The sequence below is a fragment of the Pseudomonas sp. R4-39-08 genome (assembly GCF_003852275.1).
Taxonomy (GTDB): domain Bacteria; phylum Pseudomonadota; class Gammaproteobacteria; order Pseudomonadales; family Pseudomonadaceae; genus Aquipseudomonas.
Genome location: NZ_CP027733.1, coordinates 4,904,419 through 4,920,814 on the forward strand (window position 1 = coordinate 4,904,419; position 16,396 = coordinate 4,920,814).

The 16,396-nt window shown below is 62.3% G+C and carries 10 protein-coding genes and 1 rRNA gene; 1 reads left to right on the forward strand and 10 read right to left on the reverse strand.

Features of this window, described 5'->3' with window-relative positions:
- Positions 1–93: 93 nt before the first annotated feature.
- The 3 genes from C4J88_RS22695 to C4J88_RS22705 all read right to left on the reverse strand — a co-directional run bounded on the left by C4J88_RS22695 (position 94) and on the right by C4J88_RS22705 (position 3,180).
- On the reverse strand, positions 94–456 hold the full coding sequence (locus C4J88_RS22695) for a hypothetical protein (RefSeq protein WP_124408172.1): 363 nt from the start codon (positions 454–456) through the stop codon (positions 94–96).
- 303 nt (positions 457–759) lie between these two features.
- Positions 760–1,647: a 3-hydroxyisobutyrate dehydrogenase gene (gene mmsB / locus C4J88_RS22700; RefSeq protein WP_124364398.1), complete on the reverse strand. Its 888-nt coding sequence runs from the start codon at positions 1,645–1,647 to the stop codon at positions 760–762.
- A 15-nt stretch (positions 1,648–1,662) separates the two neighbouring features.
- Positions 1,663–3,180, reverse strand: a complete 1,518-nt coding sequence (locus C4J88_RS22705; RefSeq protein ID WP_124408173.1) for a CoA-acylating methylmalonate-semialdehyde dehydrogenase — start codon at positions 3,178–3,180, stop codon at positions 1,663–1,665.
- A gap of 125 nt (positions 3,181–3,305) precedes the next feature.
- On the opposite strand from C4J88_RS22705, the gene C4J88_RS22710 reads away from it, so the two are divergent.
- Positions 3,306–4,253 (forward strand): LysR family transcriptional regulator, encoded by a 948-nt coding sequence (locus tag C4J88_RS22710; RefSeq protein WP_124408174.1) that lies wholly within the window; start codon positions 3,306–3,308, stop codon positions 4,251–4,253.
- 147 nt (positions 4,254–4,400) lie between these two features.
- Here C4J88_RS22710 and C4J88_RS22715 read toward each other — a convergent pair whose 3' ends face one another.
- From C4J88_RS22715 to rrf, 7 genes are all read right to left on the reverse strand, one after another.
- Positions 4,401–4,892 carry an OmpA family protein gene (locus C4J88_RS22715; RefSeq protein ID WP_124408175.1) on the reverse strand — a complete coding sequence of 164 codons (492 nt, stop codon included), beginning with the start codon at positions 4,890–4,892 and terminating at the stop codon, positions 4,401–4,403.
- Positions 4,893–4,896: 4 nt separating this feature from the next.
- The gene (locus C4J88_RS22720; protein WP_124368350.1) at positions 4,897–6,159 is read right to left on the reverse strand and encodes a diguanylate cyclase domain-containing protein; all 1,263 of its coding nucleotides are present in this window, start codon (positions 6,157–6,159) and stop codon (positions 4,897–4,899) included.
- Positions 6,156–6,722 (reverse strand): YfiR family protein, encoded by a 567-nt coding sequence (locus C4J88_RS22725; protein ID WP_124368351.1) that lies wholly within the window; start codon positions 6,720–6,722, stop codon positions 6,156–6,158. The genes C4J88_RS22720 and C4J88_RS22725 overlap by 4 nt, the downstream gene beginning before the upstream one ends.
- 142 nt (positions 6,723–6,864) lie before the next feature.
- Positions 6,865–8,934 carry an exodeoxyribonuclease V subunit alpha gene (gene recD, locus C4J88_RS22730; RefSeq protein WP_124408176.1) on the reverse strand — a complete coding sequence of 690 codons (2,070 nt, stop codon included), beginning with the start codon at positions 8,932–8,934 and terminating at the stop codon, positions 6,865–6,867.
- The gene (gene recB, locus C4J88_RS22735; protein WP_124408177.1) at positions 8,931–12,602 is read right to left on the reverse strand and encodes an exodeoxyribonuclease V subunit beta; all 3,672 of its coding nucleotides are present in this window, start codon (positions 12,600–12,602) and stop codon (positions 8,931–8,933) included. Before recB ends, recD begins: the two co-directional genes overlap by 4 nt.
- A complete protein-coding gene (recC, locus tag C4J88_RS22740) occupies positions 12,599–16,051 on the reverse strand; it encodes an exodeoxyribonuclease V subunit gamma (protein ID WP_124368354.1) in 3,453 nt (1,150 codons plus the stop codon). The genes recB and recC overlap by 4 nt, the downstream gene beginning before the upstream one ends.
- Positions 16,052–16,186: 135 nt before the next feature.
- Positions 16,187–16,302 (reverse strand): 5S ribosomal RNA (rrf, locus tag C4J88_RS22745).
- Positions 16,303–16,396: the final 94 nt, after the last annotated feature.

Genomic DNA, 16,396 nt, shown 5'->3' on the forward strand with positions numbered 1-16,396 from the left:
CAGGTCGCGGCTCTTGAATTTCGATGCGAGAACACCCGATGGCACGTGCGTATGCATCGATAGCGCCCAAGGCAAGTGCAGCTATCAAGCCTTTCAAGGGATGTTACTATCCGAGCAGCCCTCGAGGAGCACGATCTTAATCGTGACTTTACTGTCACGAGGCGTCGCATAACAAAGGCCGCATAGTTGTTCATCATGCCAAATCGACAAATCAAAACCTTTGGCATCCAGCGTCTTCCAGGCAGCAACATCCTCCCATGGAAATTGCGCGTCACCTCCCCAGCGATGGCACGCCTCAAGGGCACGGTTATCAATCACGTCGAAACGGACTTTTGTTGGGTCTAGCCATTGGTAGTCCAAGGCAGTCCACTGATCGACGAATGACGCCAGCGCCTTCTTTCTCGATTGAGATTGGAAGATCAGGTACTTGAGGGAGCGCAAGTATCGACGTGCCATAACGATTAAAGTCTTACCCGTGCTGTGGAAACATCAGAAAGCCGCGCTTGCAGCGAATGGGCGCAAACGGTAGCAAGAACGGGGGTAGCCTTGGGCCAATGATGAATTCAAGATTTTTCAGCCGATTCGCCACACACAACGGAGCCACTCCATGACCGCTGACTTCGATAGACGGCGATGAATTCATGCAAGGAAAGGCATCAATCCTGATGCTTACGTGGTGGGACGCTGGCAGGAAAACCAGAAGGCTCGCTGAGCCGCAAAAACCGGGAGCCCACGCATAGCAGGCCCCCGGAGAACGCTCTATTGCGGTTTGCGATAGCTGTTGATAATCGCCGAGAAGTCCTTGCCCCCTTCCCCACGCTGGCTCATCGACTGGTACAACTGCTGGGCCACGGCTCCCAGGATCACGGGTTGCTTGGCCTGCCGCGCGGCTTCAGTGGCCAGGCCCAGGTCCTTGAGCATCAGGTCGGCGCCAAAACCGCCGGTATAGCCGCGCGACGACGGCGCCGTTTCAATCACGCCCGGCCACGGGTTGTAGGTGTCCGAACTCCAGCAGCGCCCGGTGGAGCTGTTGATGATGCCGGCCAGCACCTGGGTATCGATGCCGAGCGCGTCGCCCAGGGCCATGGCTTCACTGACGCCGATCATGCTGATGCCCAGCAGCAGGTTGTTGCAGATCTTGGCGATTTGCCCGGTGCCGACTTCGCCGCAGTGCACGATGTTACGGCCCATTTGCGCCAGCACCGGTTGCAGGGTGGCGAACAGGTCGGGGGTGGCGCCGACCATGAAGGTCAGCGTGCCGGCTTGCGCCCCGCCGGTGCCGCCGGAGACCGGGGCGTCGGCCATCACCACACCTTGCCTGGCGGCGGCGGCAGCCACATCGCGGGCGGTTTGCGGGTCGATGGTGCTGCAGTCCACTGCGGGAATGCCTTCGCCGATGCCGGCGAGCACACCGTCTTCATTCAGCCACACGCTGCGTACATGCGCAGCGGCCGGCAGCATGGTGATCACCAGTTCAGCGCCCTGGGCCGCGTCACGCGGTGAGTCGCTGATGCGGCCGCCCAATTCGGCCAGCTCCTTGAGCACGGTCTGGTTCAGGTCGAACAGATTCAGCGCGTGCCCGGCCTTGATCAGGTTGCGGGCCATGGGTGCGCCCATGTTGCCCAGGCCGATAAATGCAATCTTCATGGTCGTCTCCCGGAGTCAGCGCAGATTGATGGTGGTGTTGACGCCATCGTTGACTGTATCGTCGTCGAACCAGCGGCTGGTGACGGTTTTGGTCTGGGTGTAGAACTGCACCACTTGCTTGCCGTACGGGCCGAGGTCACCGAGCTTGGAACCACGGGAGCCGGTGAAGCTGAAGAACGGTACCGGCACCGGAATCGGAATGTTGATACCGACCTGGCCTACATCGATTTCGCTCTGGAACTTACGCGCCGCCGCGCCGCTCTGGGTGAACAGGCCGGTGCCGTTGCCGAACGGGTTGGCGTTGACCAGCGCAATGGCTTCATCGAGGGTATTGACCTCCAGCACCACCAGCACCGGGCCGAAGATTTCCTCGGTGTAGATGCGCATGTCGGTGGTCACGCCCGAGAACAGCGTCGGGCCGACAAAATTGCCGTGCTCGAAACCCGGCACCTTGATGTCACGGCCGTCCAGCTCCAGCTTCGCGCCTTCTTTCACACCGCTTTCGATCAGCTCCAGGATGCGCGCCTTGGCCCGCTTGGAAATCACCGGGCCCACATCGGTGCCCGCTTCGCTGCCCGCGTTGACCTTGAGCTTCTGCGCCAGCGCCTTGAGATCCGGCAACCATTGCCTGGCCGCCCCCACCAGCACCACCACCGAGGTGGCCATGCAACGCTGGCCCGCAGCACCGAAACCAGCACCAACCAGGGCATTGAGGGTGTGCTCGCGATTGGCATCCGGCAGCACCACCGCATGGTTCTTGGCGCCCATCATCGACTGCACACGCTTGCCGTGTTTACCGGCCAGGTCGTAGACATGCGTGCCCACAGCGGTGGAGCCAACGAACGAAACCGCCTTGATATCCTTGTGGGTGCACAGCGCATCCACCACGTCCTTGCCGCCGTGTACCACATTAAGCACGCCAGCCGGCACACCGGCTTCCAACGCCAGCTCCACCAGTAGCATGGTCGACAACGGGTCCTGCTCGGACGGCTTGAGCACGAAGGTGTTACCGCAGGCGATGGCCATCGGGAACATCCACAGCGGAATCATCGCCGGGAAATTGAACGGCGTGATGCCGGCGCAGACGCCGATGGGCTGGCGCAGGGTGTAGGTGTCGACACCGCCGGCGACGTTCTCGGCGAATTCACCCATTTGCAGGGTGCCGATGGAACAGGCGTGTTCCACCACTTCAAGCCCACGGAAAATATCGCCCTCGGCGTCGGCAATGGTCTTGCCCTGCTCGGCGCTGAGCACCACGGCGATGCGCTTGGAATGTTCGCGGATCAACGCTTGCAGCTTGAGCATGATGCGCATGCGCGCGCCGATCGGGGTCAGCTTCCAGGTCTGGAACGCTCGATGGGCGGCGTCGATGGCGGCATTGACTTCATCGGCGGTGGCAAACGGCACTTTGGCCAGCACTTGCTGGGTAGCCGGGTTGACGATGTCTTGCCACTCGGTGGTCTTGGACTCGACCCACTCACCGTTGATCAGCAACTTGACCTGTTGGACGGAAATATCGGCAGATGCGTTCATGAGGGTCTCCGGAATCTTGTTGTTATGCAGAGAGTGAATCGCCTTGAAGAAGGAGGCGTTCGGACTGTTTTTGGAGTATAGATGTGCAAATCTCTAATAAGAACGCACATAAAAGCCGGTCCAACATGCAAAAAAACATCACATCATTGGGCTCCCTGAACTGGGATGACCTGAAGTTTTTCCTCGAAGTGGCTCGCACCCGCAAGGCCAGCGTGGCCGCCAAGCGCCTGGCGGTGGACTACACCACCGTGTCGCGGCGCATCAGTTCATTGGAAGTGTCACTCGGCACCCTGCTGTTCGAAAAATCCCGGACCAACGGTTTTGTGCTCACCGCCGAAGGCCAGCGCTTGCTGGGCTACGCCGAATCCATCGAAAGCACCCTGCACATGGCCTGCGAGCAAGTCTCCGGCTCCGGCGTGGCGCTGTCCGGGCATGTGCGCATGGGCTGCACCGAAGGCTTCGGCAGTTTTTTCATCACCCCGCAATTGAGTCATTTCGTCGACACCTACCCGGCGATCTCGGTCGACATCCTGCCGCTGCCGCACTTCATCAGCCTGTCCAAGCGCGAAGCCGACATCGTCATTGCTCTGGAGCGCCCGGAACACGGGCCTTATGTGTGCTGCAAACTGTGCGATTACAAGCTGCAGTTATACGCGACCCAGCAATACCTCGACCAACACCCGCCGATCCGCAAATCGGCGGATTTGGCCGAGCATCCGTTTATCAGCTATGTGGATGATTTAGCGTTCAGCTCGGAGCTGCTGTACCTGGCAAATGTAGTGCCCGGCGCCAGCGCCAGCCTGCGCAGCACCAGTGTGATTGCCCAGTACGTGGCGGCGCAGCAGGGGCGGTCGATGGCGATATTGCCGTGCTTTCTGGCGGCGCAGGACCCGCGATTGCTGCCGGTGCTGGGGGAGCAGATCGCGATTACGCGGCAGTTCTGGATGTACTGCCGGGAAGATTTGCGCAAGTTGAAGCGGATTACGTTGTTGTGGGACTACATCCGGGAAGTAACGGAGCAGAATCGGGGGTTGTTGATGGGGGAAACGCGGCAGATGCGGTTTGCCGATTGATAGCACCGCACAAGCGCAAATGTGGGAGGGGGCTTGCTCCCGATGGCGGAGTGTCAGTCACCCGATGTATTGGCTGACACACTGCTATCGGGGGCAAGCCCCCTCCCACATTTGGAGTGCATTTCAGGTTGAGATGGGGGAAATGCTTTAGTCCGCGATGACTACGATCGACACGCGACGGTTCTCGGTGCGCCCCGCCGTGGTTGTATTTGCCGCCACCGGCTCGCTGCTGCCCAGGCCGCGCAGTTGGATGTTTTGTTCTTTCATGCCCACCCGGGTCAGCACCTCGCCCACGCTTTTGGCGCGGCGCAGGGACAAGGTCTGGTTGTAGGTCTCTTTGCCCGACGCGTCGGTGTGGCCGTCGACGCGTACGCGTTCGATGCCTGCGCCCACCAGGGCCTTGCCGATGCGCTCGACGATGTCGGTGCTGGGCTTGTTGAGGCTTTCGACGTCGCTGCCAAACAGCACCTTGCCAGACAGGCCGAAGGCCCAGCCTTCGTCAGTCAGCTCAAAACCCTGCTGTTTGAGCACGGTGACCTGCGCCGGGGTCAGGCCTTTGGCCGGTGGGGTCTGGCAGCCGCCGAGGGCCAGGCAGGCGACGAGCAAGGTGAAGAATAGAACGCGTAGGTTAGAAAACAAGGGATCAACTCCTGTGTTGGACATTGACGACGGAATGCTCCGACTCCGCCGTTTGCTGGCTGCCCGAGGACAGCCGTTTGGCCTGGTACATCGCCGCGTCGGCGGCATTGAGCAGGGTGCCGGGTGTGGCGCCATGCTCGGGATAAATAGCGATGCCGATACTGAGGGAGGTCACCACCTGAGTGTTGCCGGGCAGTGGGATCGGCGCGTCCATGCTGGCAATGATCTTGTCGGCGATGCGCTGTGCATCTTCGGCTTTGTGCAGCGGCGCGAGCAGCACGGCGAACTCATCGCCGCCCAGCCGGGCCACCAAGTCGTCTTCGCGCAGTTGTGCACGCACGCGCTCGGCAACGGCCATCAGCACCGCATCGCCGGCGGCGTGGCCGAAGTTATCGTTGATGTCTTTGAAACGATCGCTGTCGAGAAACAGCACCGCCACCCGCTCATTGGTCTTGGCGGCGCTGCGCAAGGCACGAATCAACCGGCCTTCGAAGAACGCACGGTTGGGCAGGCCGGTGAGGCTGTCGTGGCTGGCCTGGTGGGCAAGGGTTTCGTTTTCGCTTTGCAGGTGGTTCTGCCAGGCTTCCATCTCGCCAAGCAGGGCGTTGAAGTCGCTGCCCAGACTGTCGAGTTCAGCGATCTGCGCCGGCGGCACGCGGCGGTCGAAGTCACGTTCGCTGCGCGCAGCGTGGGCCACGGCGGCGAGGCTTTGCAGCGGCCCGGTGATACCGATCAACAGGCGCCGCGCCAGGTGCAACGCGACCCAGGCGCTGAGCGCGGTGCAGATCACAATGCCCGCCAGGCCGCTGAGCAGAAAGCGCAGCAGGCTGCCGCCATGCCCGGTCAGGTGGATGCTGCCAACCGTTTGCCCTTGATGGAGGATCGGCTGGCTGATGGGCTGCTCGAGCAAGGCATGCGCCAGTTCAAGCTCAACCCGTGACAACATGCCAGTGTTTGGCCGTACCCATTGCGCCAGTAGTTTGCCACCTGCATCGAAAACCTCGGCCTGGGCCACTTCTTCGGTCGACGCAATCAGGCTGAGGGCTTCGGTGGCTGCCGCACTGTCGTCGAACACCACCGCCGCTTCCACGGTGTAATTGATCGAGCGGGCGATCAAATGCAGGTTATGTTCGGCGTACACCCGCAATGCCAGCACGCCGAGCAGGGTCAGGGACACACTCGCCAGGGTCACCGCCACTAACGCCAGAATCAGGTGCCCCCGGCCGATGACCGAACCCAGGGTCGGCCGCGCCTTGGCGGGCCTCATGGCGCCGGCGCTCGACGGCGCGACAGTTGCAGCACGCTGGGATGAATGCGTACGCCGCTGCGGGCGACGGAGTCCAGGTTCACCTCGAACGACACTTGCGCATCACTCACCCGCAGGCAGAACAGGCTGCCCACGGTGCATTGGTCACCGCCTTCGCTGATGCTGAGCACCGGGTGGCCTATCAATGAGGTAAACAATGCGCTGCGTTCGTCAGCGCTGAGTTTGCCGATGTAAACAGCGTCGCAGGCACTGACGATATCGGGATGGCTCGCCAGCAGGCGGCGCACCGTCACCGGACGGCCGGTCGCCTGGGTGGTGCCTTTGATCAGGTCGTCGGTGTATTGGGTGGGCCCGACGATGCACAAGCGCAGTTGCGCAGGCTCCATCGGCCAGCGGGCGTAACTGAGGATACCGAGCACGACCTGGGTCACCGCCTGGGCGCGCTGTTCAGCCAGGCTGGATGTTTGAGCCCATGCCTGCGGGGCGAGCAGGCATAGCACTGCCACCCGCAGCAGGCGTCTCCAGCTCAAACTACGCTCGGTGAGCGAGACAGCCACGTTCATGCAGCAATTCTCTCAAGAAATTTCAAGGTGATGCCGCAACGATAGCACAGCGGCGGAAAATCCCACGACGCAGGGGTTTTCGCGGGGCTGACTATTTATTCAGAAAAATCAGTCATCTGAATCAGAAATCTTACATGACCACTCAGTCAGCTTCTGCGGGCGTGGCGTCCAACTCCAGCATCAGCCCGCTCAAGCGTTTGACCCTGCGCCGTACGGCTTCCTCAAAGACTCCGGCACGGGGCTCGATAAGGCTGAACCAGCGCTTGGCACGCGTGATACCGGTGTAGATGAGTTCTTTGGTCAGCACCGGGTTCAACGCGTCCGGCAGGATCAGCGCGGTATGGGTGAACTCTGACCCCTGGGATTTGTGCACGGTCATGGCATACACGGTTTCCACGTCGTTGAGTCGGCTGGGCAGCACGAAGCGCACGCCCCCCTGGCCGTCATTACGCGGGAAAGCCACGCGCAGCACCTGCGGCCCGCCGTCGCTTTCGGGCAATTTCAAGGCGATGCCAATATCTCCGTTCATCAGGCCCAGGCCGTAGTCGTTACGGGTCATCAACACCGGACGGCCTTCATACCACTGCTCGTCGCCTTCGATCAGCCGCACCTTGCGCAAGGCGGCGGTGATGCGCAGGTTCAGGCCTTCGACGCCCCACGGGCCTTTGCGCACGGCGCAGAGCAGCTGGAACGCGTCGAAGGCTTGCAGCAGTTGTTGCGCCCAGTGGGTCCAGGTGTGATCGTCACGCGGGGTCTCCAATGCAGGCCGCGCCGACTGCAGTAGATTCAGGTAATAGCGATAGCCCTGGGCGCCGGCGCCCTGCCCGTCCAGTACCAGGCGCTCCAGTGCGTGATCATGCTCGCCCTTGAGGCTGAGGCAGAACAGGTCGTCATGACTGCGCGCGGCCAACAGCTGGCGCGCTTGCTCAGCGTTCTGCTGGTTCACCCAGCGCGCCAGTTGGCCGATGCCGCTGCCCTCGCCGAAACGCCGCGAGTAGCGCAGCATCACCACCTGCTGCGCCAGGGGATGAGTGCCGTCGAGGTCCTCCTGCAAACCGCTGTCGGCGAGATTTTCAGCGCTGACCGCTTGCAGCCATTGGCGCGTGGCCGGGCTGTACCAACCGGCCTCGGCATCGCGGCACAAATCGCCGAGCACCGCGCCCGCCTCTACCGAAGCGAGCTGGTCCTTGTCGCCCAGCAGCACCAGGCGAGCATGGGGGGGCAAGGCGTCGAGCAGGTTGGCCATCATTTCCAGATCGATCATCGATGCTTCGTCCACCACCAGCACATCCAGCGGCAATGGGTTGCCGACGTGATGACGAAAATGCCGAGTACCCGGGCGACTGCCCAGCAAGCGGTGAACCGTGGTGACCTGGGTCGGGATTTTTTCACGCACAGTGTCGGGCACTTTCAGCGACAGCACTTGCTGGCTGATGGACTCGGTGAGACGGGCAGCGGCTTTACCGGTGGGCGCGGCCAGGCGGATACGCAAGGGATTGCCGCTTTCCACAGCCGGTGCCTGCAACAGCGCGAGCAGGCGCACCACGGTGGTGGTCTTGCCGGTGCCGGGGCCGCCCGTGACGATGCTGAACGCGCCACGGGTGGCCAGGGCACAGGCCAGTTTTTGCCAGTCGATCACGCCATCGGGCGCCGGTTGATCGAACAAACCATTGAGCCGCTGCGGCAAATCGGTGGCGACGCTTTCGTGGCTGGCCAGCCGCAGGCGCAAGGCGCTGTCGATGCGCCGTTCATACGCCCAATAGCGGCGCAGATAGAGGCGTTTTCCGGACAGCACCAACGGACGGCTTTTGGCCGACTCACTGCCATCGACAGCCAGCGCGACCAAGGGGCTGGCAGCCAGGGCATGACACCAGTGGGCGCCGTCTAAACCTTCGAGCAATTGCGACGGCAACAGCATCGCGCCGGTTTGCAGGTCGCCTTCAGGCGGCAGCGACAAGGCAAAGTCCGGCGCCTTGAGCGTTTCGAACAGGTCGAGGCACACATGGCCGTGACCCAATTGGTGGCTGGTCAACGCCGCCGCCAGCAACACCAAGGGATCGGCTTCTGGGTCAAGCTCATGCAGGAAGCCGACGAAGGCTTTGTCCAGGGCCCGTAACCAACCACGCTCGACCCAACGCTCGAGTAATTGCACCAGGTCGGCGGCGCGACTGAGAGGTGTCAGCTCTTGCGGCAGTAACGGCGACAGGCTCATAGCAGCACTCCTTGTTCCCAGGCGGGCTCGGCTTTGGGCGGGATCGGCTTGCCTTGGAACAACAGGTCCAGCCCTTCGATCAGTTCTCGCGGTGGCCGGGTGAAATACGCGCCCTGGCTCACCGATTGCGTACCGCGCAGGAACAGGTACAGGGCGCCGCCGATGTGGCGTTCGTAGTCGTAATCGGGCAGGCGCGCCTTGAGTTGGCGATGCAGGGCCAGCAGGTAAAGTACGTATTGCAGGTCGTACCGATGCTCGAGGATCGACTGTTCCATGGCTTCCAGGGTGTAGGCCGAATCGTCAGGGCCGAGCCAGTTGGATTTGTAGTCAGCCACGTAATAACGACCGTCGTGCTCGAAGGTCAGGTCGATAAAGCCCTTGAACATGCCGTTGAGCAACACCGGTTCGGCCGCCACGCGGGAGACGCCGTGGTGGGTGTACTGGCACACCAGCTTGTCGAGGGCGAGCACGTCGACTTTATGGCTGGCGAACCAGAACTCCATTTCGATCTGGTACTGCTGCAGGGCACTGAGGCTGACGCGGGCGTCGTACACAGGCAGCGGTGTTTGCAACAAGTGGCCAAGCCAGGCGCTGAGGGTGATGATCCAGCCTTCCCAATGGCGGCGGTTACAGCGGGCGCCGACGGCCCTTTCGATGGCCTCGGGGCTCAGGTTGAAGCCTTCTTCACCGGCCCATTCCAACAAGCCGTGAAGGAAGGTGCCTGGATTGGGACCGCGTGGGAAACGATGAATATCGCCGCCGGACGCCGCCACTTCCCGTGGTGCATCGGGATCAAGGCGTTCGTCATCGAACAGTTTCTGGGCCTGTGGGCTTTCAGGCGCTTCGAGATTCGCGGCGCTCATGCTGTCGCCAATGCGCAAGGCGCTGTAGGAGGCAATCCACCAGTTTTCTGCGGCCTTGCGTTTAGGCAGCAGCGGGGCCAGCAAGGTGGCTTCGTTGCGCGGTGGATGAAACACAGTGTCTTGCGCTTGCGGCACATGGGCATAGCTGATGGTCGGGCAGCCTTCCTGCAGCGCCATCAACCAGCGCGCCAGGTCGGCGGACTCCCCCAGCGGTGCACCGGCGCCGAGCAAATAGCCCAGCGCCGAAAGGTGCAGCACGGAGCTGCTGCTGTTACCGCGCTTGAGGTCGGCGATGCCCAGCCAGCAGGCGTGTTTGGCGCGGGTCAGGGCGACATACAGCAAGCGCAGGTCTTCGGCCAGGCGCTCATCGTCGGCCTGGGCAATCAACTCCGCGGTGGGCCGCAGGCTGACGTGGGATTTGCCCTGCTCGTCGTGGTAATGCAGCGGCAAGCGCGTGCCGTCCACCGGTTTGGCCGAACAGATGAAGGGCAGGAACACCAGGTCGTATTCGAGGCCCTTGGATTTGTGGATCGTCACCACCTTGACCAGTTGCTCATCGCTTTCCAGGCGCAGGATCTGCTCTTCACCGGCCTGACCCGACAGCGCCAAGTGCTCGGCAAGATGGCGAATCAATGCCTGCTCGCCGTCCAGTTCCGACGCCGCCTGCTGCAGCAGTTCGCTGAGGTGCAACAGGTTGGTCAGCACGCGCTCGCCATCGCTGCGGGCGATCAGGGTTTGCGGCAGCTTGAAGTCATGCAGCAGGCGGCGCAGCATCGGCAGCACGCCTTGGGTGCGCCAGATCGAACGGTAGCCACGGAACTGCATCACGCGGCTTTCCCACGCCAGCTCGTCCTGGTTCAGACGCTCCAGTTCCGCCAGTGACAGGTTCAAGGTGACGCAGGCCAAGGCCGCGCGCAGCGGGCGCTCGACGTCCGGTTCGGCGCAGGCCTTGAGCCAGGCCAGCAGATCGTGGGCTTCCTGGGCGGCGAAGACCGAGTCTTTATCCGACAGGTACACGCTGCGCACGCCCCGCGCCGCCAACTCGGCGCGCACGGCCTGGGCTTCCTTGCCGTCTCGCACGAGGATGGCGATGTCTGACGGCAGTACGCCGTTGAAGGTGTTGTCTTTGACAAAACCCGTGCTGCCTTGCTGCCCGCCATTGAGCAACGCGACGATGTGCGTGGCGCAGACGGCGGCCAGTTGCTGGCGATACAGCACATTGGAAATCGGCTGGTCGGTGGGCAGGTGCCAAAGGTTCATTGCCGGCAGCGTTTGGCCGTCGACCTGCAGCTGTTCCTTGCGGCCCTGGGACAGCACCGGGTGAAACGGCACCGGGTTATGGCCGTCGGGCTCACGAAACAGGAAGGCGCCCCGGCCGGTTTCTGCACGCTGGAACACATGGTTCACCGCCTCGACCATCGCATGGCTGGAGCGGAAGTTGGTGCCCAGGGTGTGGTGGCGCCCGGTGGTGGACTGCCGGGCGCGCAGGTAGGTGTAAATATCCGCGCCGCGGAAGGCGTAGATCGCCTGTTTGGGGTCGCCGATCAGGAACAGGCCGCTGTCCAGGTGGTTTTCTTCGATGCGGTAAATGCTGTCGAAGATGCTGTACTGCACGGGGTCGGTGTCTTGGAATTCATCGATCAAGGCCACCGGGAATTGCTCGCGGATCACACTGGCGAGGCGCTCGCCACCGTCGGCCTGGAGCGCGGCGTTGAGACGGATCAGCATGTCGTCGAAGCCCATTTCGGCGCGCCGCCGCTTCTCTTCTTCGAAGCGCTTGCCCACCCAGGCCGCAGCGTGTTGCAACACAGCGGCGTCCGGGGTTGGCAGTGCGTCAAGGGCGGCTTTAAGGCCGGCCATGCCGTCGATGCCGGGATGCCGTGGCGGCTCGCCTTTCCAGGCTTCGGCCATGCCGTCGGGGGTCAGCCGGGTAAAGCCGGTGCCGATATCCAGTTGTTCCAGGGTTTCGTCGGCGGCCCAGGCGCTGATTTTTTCGAACCAGGGCTCGAAGTAACGCGCCTGCATTTTGCGCCCATCGACCGCCTTGGCAGCAACGGCTTGCAGGCACAGCTCGCGCAGCTCGGCGGCCCATTGCAGCCAAGGCGCCTTGATGCGGGTCAACGCCTCGCGGCGTTCCTGCAGGCAGGCGGTGATCATGTCGGCCGGCTCGCGGCTGTCCTCGGCGGGCCGCTCACTGCCGAACAGCGCGCGCACCCGTGGCATCAACGCGGCCGGGCCACCCCAGTTGTTGCGCACCCAGTTGAGTGCGTCGTCGTGCATCGGGTAGCAGAACAAGCGCCAGTAGTCGCGCAGCACTTCACCGAGCAGGTCGCTGTGATCGGTCTCCAGGGTCTGGGTAAACAGGCTGCCGCTGTCGAAGGCGTGCTCGCGCAGCATACGCTGGCACCAACTGTGGATCGTCGAGACGGCCGCCTCGTCCATCCATTGCGCGGCGATGTCCAAGCGATTGGCGCAGGCGGGCCACTGCTCCTCGGGGTATTGATTACGCAGGTCGGCGATCAAGGCGTCAGGCGGCTCGATTTCGCCACGGAAGAACCGCGCCGCTTCGGCCAGGCGGATACGGATACGTTCACGCAACTCCTTGGTGGCGGCGTCGGTGAAGGTCACCACCAGAATCTGCGGCGGCAGCAGTTCGCGGCCGAAGCCGGACTCATCACCACCGTTGCCGAGGACCAGGCGCAGGTACAGGGCCGAAATCGTGAAAGTTTTGCCGGTGCCGGCGCTGGCTTCGATCAGTTGGCTGCCTTTGAGCGGGAAGGCCAGGGCCAAGGGCTTGTTACTCATGCGCCGGCCTCCGCGCTGGACAGTGAACGCCAGGGGGCGCTGATCAGGGGGCGATACAGGGTTTCACACCAACCTTCGAATTCTTCGCTGGCCACCAGCGTGGCGTAGTCGGGGAACTGACGAGTGAGCGCGGGCGTTTCACGGCGCTCACCGTCGGTGGTGATGCCGTCGCCCTCGTAGGCTTTGCTGGCTGCAGCGTGGGCCTTGGCGGGGTCGGTCTGGCCGAGCCAGGCAAAGGCGGTTTTTACCGCGACGGGCAGCGGTTTGCTCATGCCGGTGTGCCAGGCGAGCAGCAGGTCGGCGAGGATGTGCTGCGCGGTGGCGGTGTCCAGTGGGGCCAGGAGCAAGGTGTCGTCACTGGCCACCAGCCCGGTGCTCAACGGCACGCCACACGCACAGGCGACCACGTGATTGACCCAGGGGCGAATCAGCCGGTGCCACTTGCGCGTCTTGATCGAACCGATGCTGTTGGGAATGGTGGTCACGCTTAACAATCCGCCATCACTGCGTCGATGCAGGCCGCTGATCCAGCCTTCGAGCTGGATGCCCTGGTACTCGAAACTGATCGGTTCCGCGCCAGCGTGCGGGGTTGGCCAGAGCGCCAGGAGTTGTTGATAGCGCTGCAACAGGTCCGGCAACGGCTCGATCAGCTCGTTGCGCAGGCATTCGCCGAAACCGACCATAGGCAGCAGGCCACTGCCTTGCAGGCGTAAAGCTTGGGCGTTGAGGGCCTGATCAAGCTGGTCGGGCCGGGCCAGTGCGGCATTCAGCAGACTGTCGCTGAGGCTGTAGCGTTGCAGTGCGTCGAGGACGAAGGGTTCTTCGTCGGCCAGCGGTACTTCGGCAGCTTCGAAGAACACTTTCAAGCGCTGGCTGAAGAAATGCTTTACCGGATTGCGCAGGAAATCCTGCAACTGGCCTAGGCTCAGGGGCTCTTCCTGATGGTGCGGTGCCAGCGCGTGGTCGTGGGCCATTGCGGCCGGCGCTTCGTGCAGCAGCTGCCATTCGCGGGCGTAACTGAACAGCGGGTCGCCTTCATGGAAGTAGCGGGCGCTGAACGGCTGGAGCGGGTGTTCCTGGGTCATCGCTTCGATCAGGGGTTCTTGGCTATCGGCGTTATGCCAGCCGCTGGCGAGATGGTCGCGCAGTTGGCCGATCAGCACCGAGGCTGGGCGCTCACTGTTGTCGCGGATGCTGCGGCCGACCCAGCTGATATAGAGCTGGTCGCGCGCGGAAAGCAGGGCTTCGAGCAGCAGGTAGCGGTCGTCCTCACGGCGGGAACGATCGCCGGGCCGGTAGTCGCTGCCCATCAGGTCAAAGTCCAGCGGAGGCTGGGCACGCGGGTAGTCGCCGTCGTTCATGCCGAGCAGGCAGACCAGCTTGAACGGGATTGCGCGCATGGGCATCAGGGTACAAAAATTGACCGCACCCGCGAGGAAGCGCTGGGACAGACGGCCTTGGTCAAGCCCGGCTAGCCACGCTTCACGGACTACAGTGAGCGGTAATTCGTCCTGCAGGCCGACCGACTCGCAGGTTTCCAGCCAGGTCTCTCTTAATTGTTCGAGTTGGCCCAACAGGTAGTCATCGTGCTCGCTGCTGGGCAGGAAAAACTGCTGCATCAAGCGTTGCAGACGCTCGCCCCACACGTGGGGAGGTGCTGGTTGCGACAGGGCTTGATGCGCGTCGTTTAATGCGTCGAGCAAGGCAACCAGTGGGCCGATCAGCGCTGCATCAAGCCCACCAATTTCGTCGTAGGGCTCGATGCCGTCGCACGCGACACCGGTGCCGACGGCGTAACCCAGCAGCATTCGTCGCAGGCCGAATCGCCAACTGTTCTGCTCCAGCGCCTCGGGCAGCCCCAGGCCGGCACGCTGCTCGGCGTTGAGCCCCCAGCGGATACCCGCGCCTTCGATCCAGCGGTGCAGCGTCGGCAGGTCGCGCTCATTGATGGCGAAACGTTCGCGTAGGGCAGGAACATCCAACAGGTCGAGAATCTCGCTGACGGGGAAGCGGCTGTCGGGGAGCTTGAGCAGGTGCTCGACGGCGATCAGCAGCGGGTCACGGCCGCGTTGACCCTGGTCTGTCAGGGTGAATGGAATGAAGCGTGGGTCGTTTCTTTCCAGTTGGCCGAAAACCGCGCGAATGTGCGGCGCGTAGCTGTCGACATCGGGGACCATGACGATGATGTCCCGAGGGCGCAAGGTGGGGTCGGCGCTGAAGCGTTGAAGCAACTGGTCGTGGAGAATTTCCACTTCGCGCTGGGCGCTGTGGGCGATGTGAAAGCGAATGGATGAGTCGCGCTTCAGGTCGACCGCAGGCCAAAGTTCGCGGGTTTCATCGAGTGGGCGCAGTTCCAGGATATCGTCCTGCAGCTGGTTGAGCAGCGTGGTGGGCTGGCTGTCGCTGAACAGATCGATACGCCCATCACGGAAGGCGGCGCGGTAGCTGTTGGGGTCGTCATAGCTGTCCAACAGGCTGATGTAGTCACGGCCCTGCTTGCCCCAGGCGGCGAGTAACGGATGGGCATGCTGATGCAGGGTTTGTGGGTCGATGGTGACTGGCATGCCCGCTTTGCGCGCTTGGCGCTTGTATTCGTTACGCAGCAGGTCCTTGTCGGCCACGATGTCTGACCAATGATGGCGGCAAGGGTTGTGCACGCACAGCAGCACTTGGCTGAAACGGGCCAGGCCCGCCAGGGCTTCAAGCGCTTGGGCGGGCAGGGATGAAATGCCGAAAACGATCACTCGGGAAGGTAGGCCAGGAGGCGCTTGCTCGAGCGTGTTGATGCGCTCGATAAAACGCTGGTGAACGCCGGCCCGACTCTCGGCCATGCCCTGCGCGCCGACGTCGAGCAGCAACGCGCGCCATAACTCAGCCTGCCAACAGTTCGCAGTGTTAAGGGGTTTGGATTCGCCGCGTCCATTGCGTAACTGATGACGCCCTGCGGCCCAGTCTTCCAGCCAATCGGCGCGATACACCTGGTATTGGTCGAACAGGTCGGCCAGGCGCTCGGCGAGCTGGTAGCGCTTGCGCAGGTCGGTGTCGTGAGTCAGGAAGCGTTGCAGCGGCTCGAAATGGGGCTGGTCGATAAGCTGCGGGAGCAGGCGCATGAGTCGCCACGTCAGCGGTGCCTTATCAAGCAAAGACTTAGGGGGAATTTCGTCACGACCCAGGACCATGCGATAGAGCTGCCACATGAAGCTGCCGGGCAGTTGCACATCGATTGCTGCTGCAATGCCACAGCCGCCCATATCGTCTTCTTGCGGATCTTCGGCCAGGGCAAGCTTGAGCCATTGGGCGATGCCGTTGCTTTGGACCAGAGCGATTTCGTTTTCCAAAGGCGCAAGGGGATAACGGCGCATCCAGCTGACTACCAGGCTGCGCAACTCGTCCAGGCGGTTACCGTGAACCACCATGAATCCAGCGCTGAGGGACGTCGCACCCGGCATAACGGTTTCCTTGGAAAAGCAAGAATCGAGGCGTGGACTTTAGCACTGAAGGCCACTGCAATGAGCGTCTTGGCACTTTTCGACCGCCCAAAACAAAACCCCACCTGCTTTCGCAAATGGGGTTTCGGAATTTAATCTTGACGATGACCTACTCTCACATGGGGAAACCCCACACTACCATCGGCGATGCATCGTTTCACTACTGAGTTCGGGATGGGATCAGGTGGTTCCAATGCTCTATGGTCGTCAAGAAATTCGGGTACTGAGTCGTGGCCATGTGGCCTCGCTTCAGCAAATTGGGTATGGGATAGAAGTCGGTGTTTTGTGAGTATCGAACTTTCGGTT

Excerpts from the sequence above, each read along its gene's own strand:
- C4J88_RS22720 (WP_124368350.1), bottom strand. The coding sequence starts at position 6,159 with ATGAGGCCCGCCAAGGCGCGGCCGACCCTGGGTTCGGTCATCGGCCGG.
- C4J88_RS22705 (WP_124408173.1), bottom strand. The coding sequence starts at position 3,180 with ATGAACGCATCTGCCGATATTTCCGTCCAACAGGTCAAGTTGCTGATC.
- recD (WP_124408176.1), bottom strand. The coding sequence starts at position 8,934 with ATGAGCCTGTCGCCGTTACTGCCGCAAGAGCTGACACCTCTCAGTCGC.
- C4J88_RS22725 (WP_124368351.1), bottom strand. The coding sequence starts at position 6,722 with ATGAACGTGGCTGTCTCGCTCACCGAGCGTAGTTTGAGCTGGAGACGC.
- recC (WP_124368354.1), bottom strand. The coding sequence starts at position 16,051 with ATGCCGGGTGCGACGTCCCTCAGCGCTGGATTCATGGTGGTTCACGGT.
- C4J88_RS22710 (WP_124408174.1), top strand. The coding sequence starts at position 3,306 with ATGCAAAAAAACATCACATCATTGGGCTCCCTGAACTGGGATGACCTG.
- mmsB (WP_124364398.1), bottom strand. The coding sequence starts at position 1,647 with ATGAAGATTGCATTTATCGGCCTGGGCAACATGGGCGCACCCATGGCC.
- recB (WP_124408177.1), bottom strand. The coding sequence starts at position 12,602 with ATGAGTAACAAGCCCTTGGCCCTGGCCTTCCCGCTCAAAGGCAGCCAA.
- C4J88_RS22695 (WP_124408172.1), bottom strand. The coding sequence starts at position 456 with ATGGCACGTCGATACTTGCGCTCCCTCAAGTACCTGATCTTCCAATCT.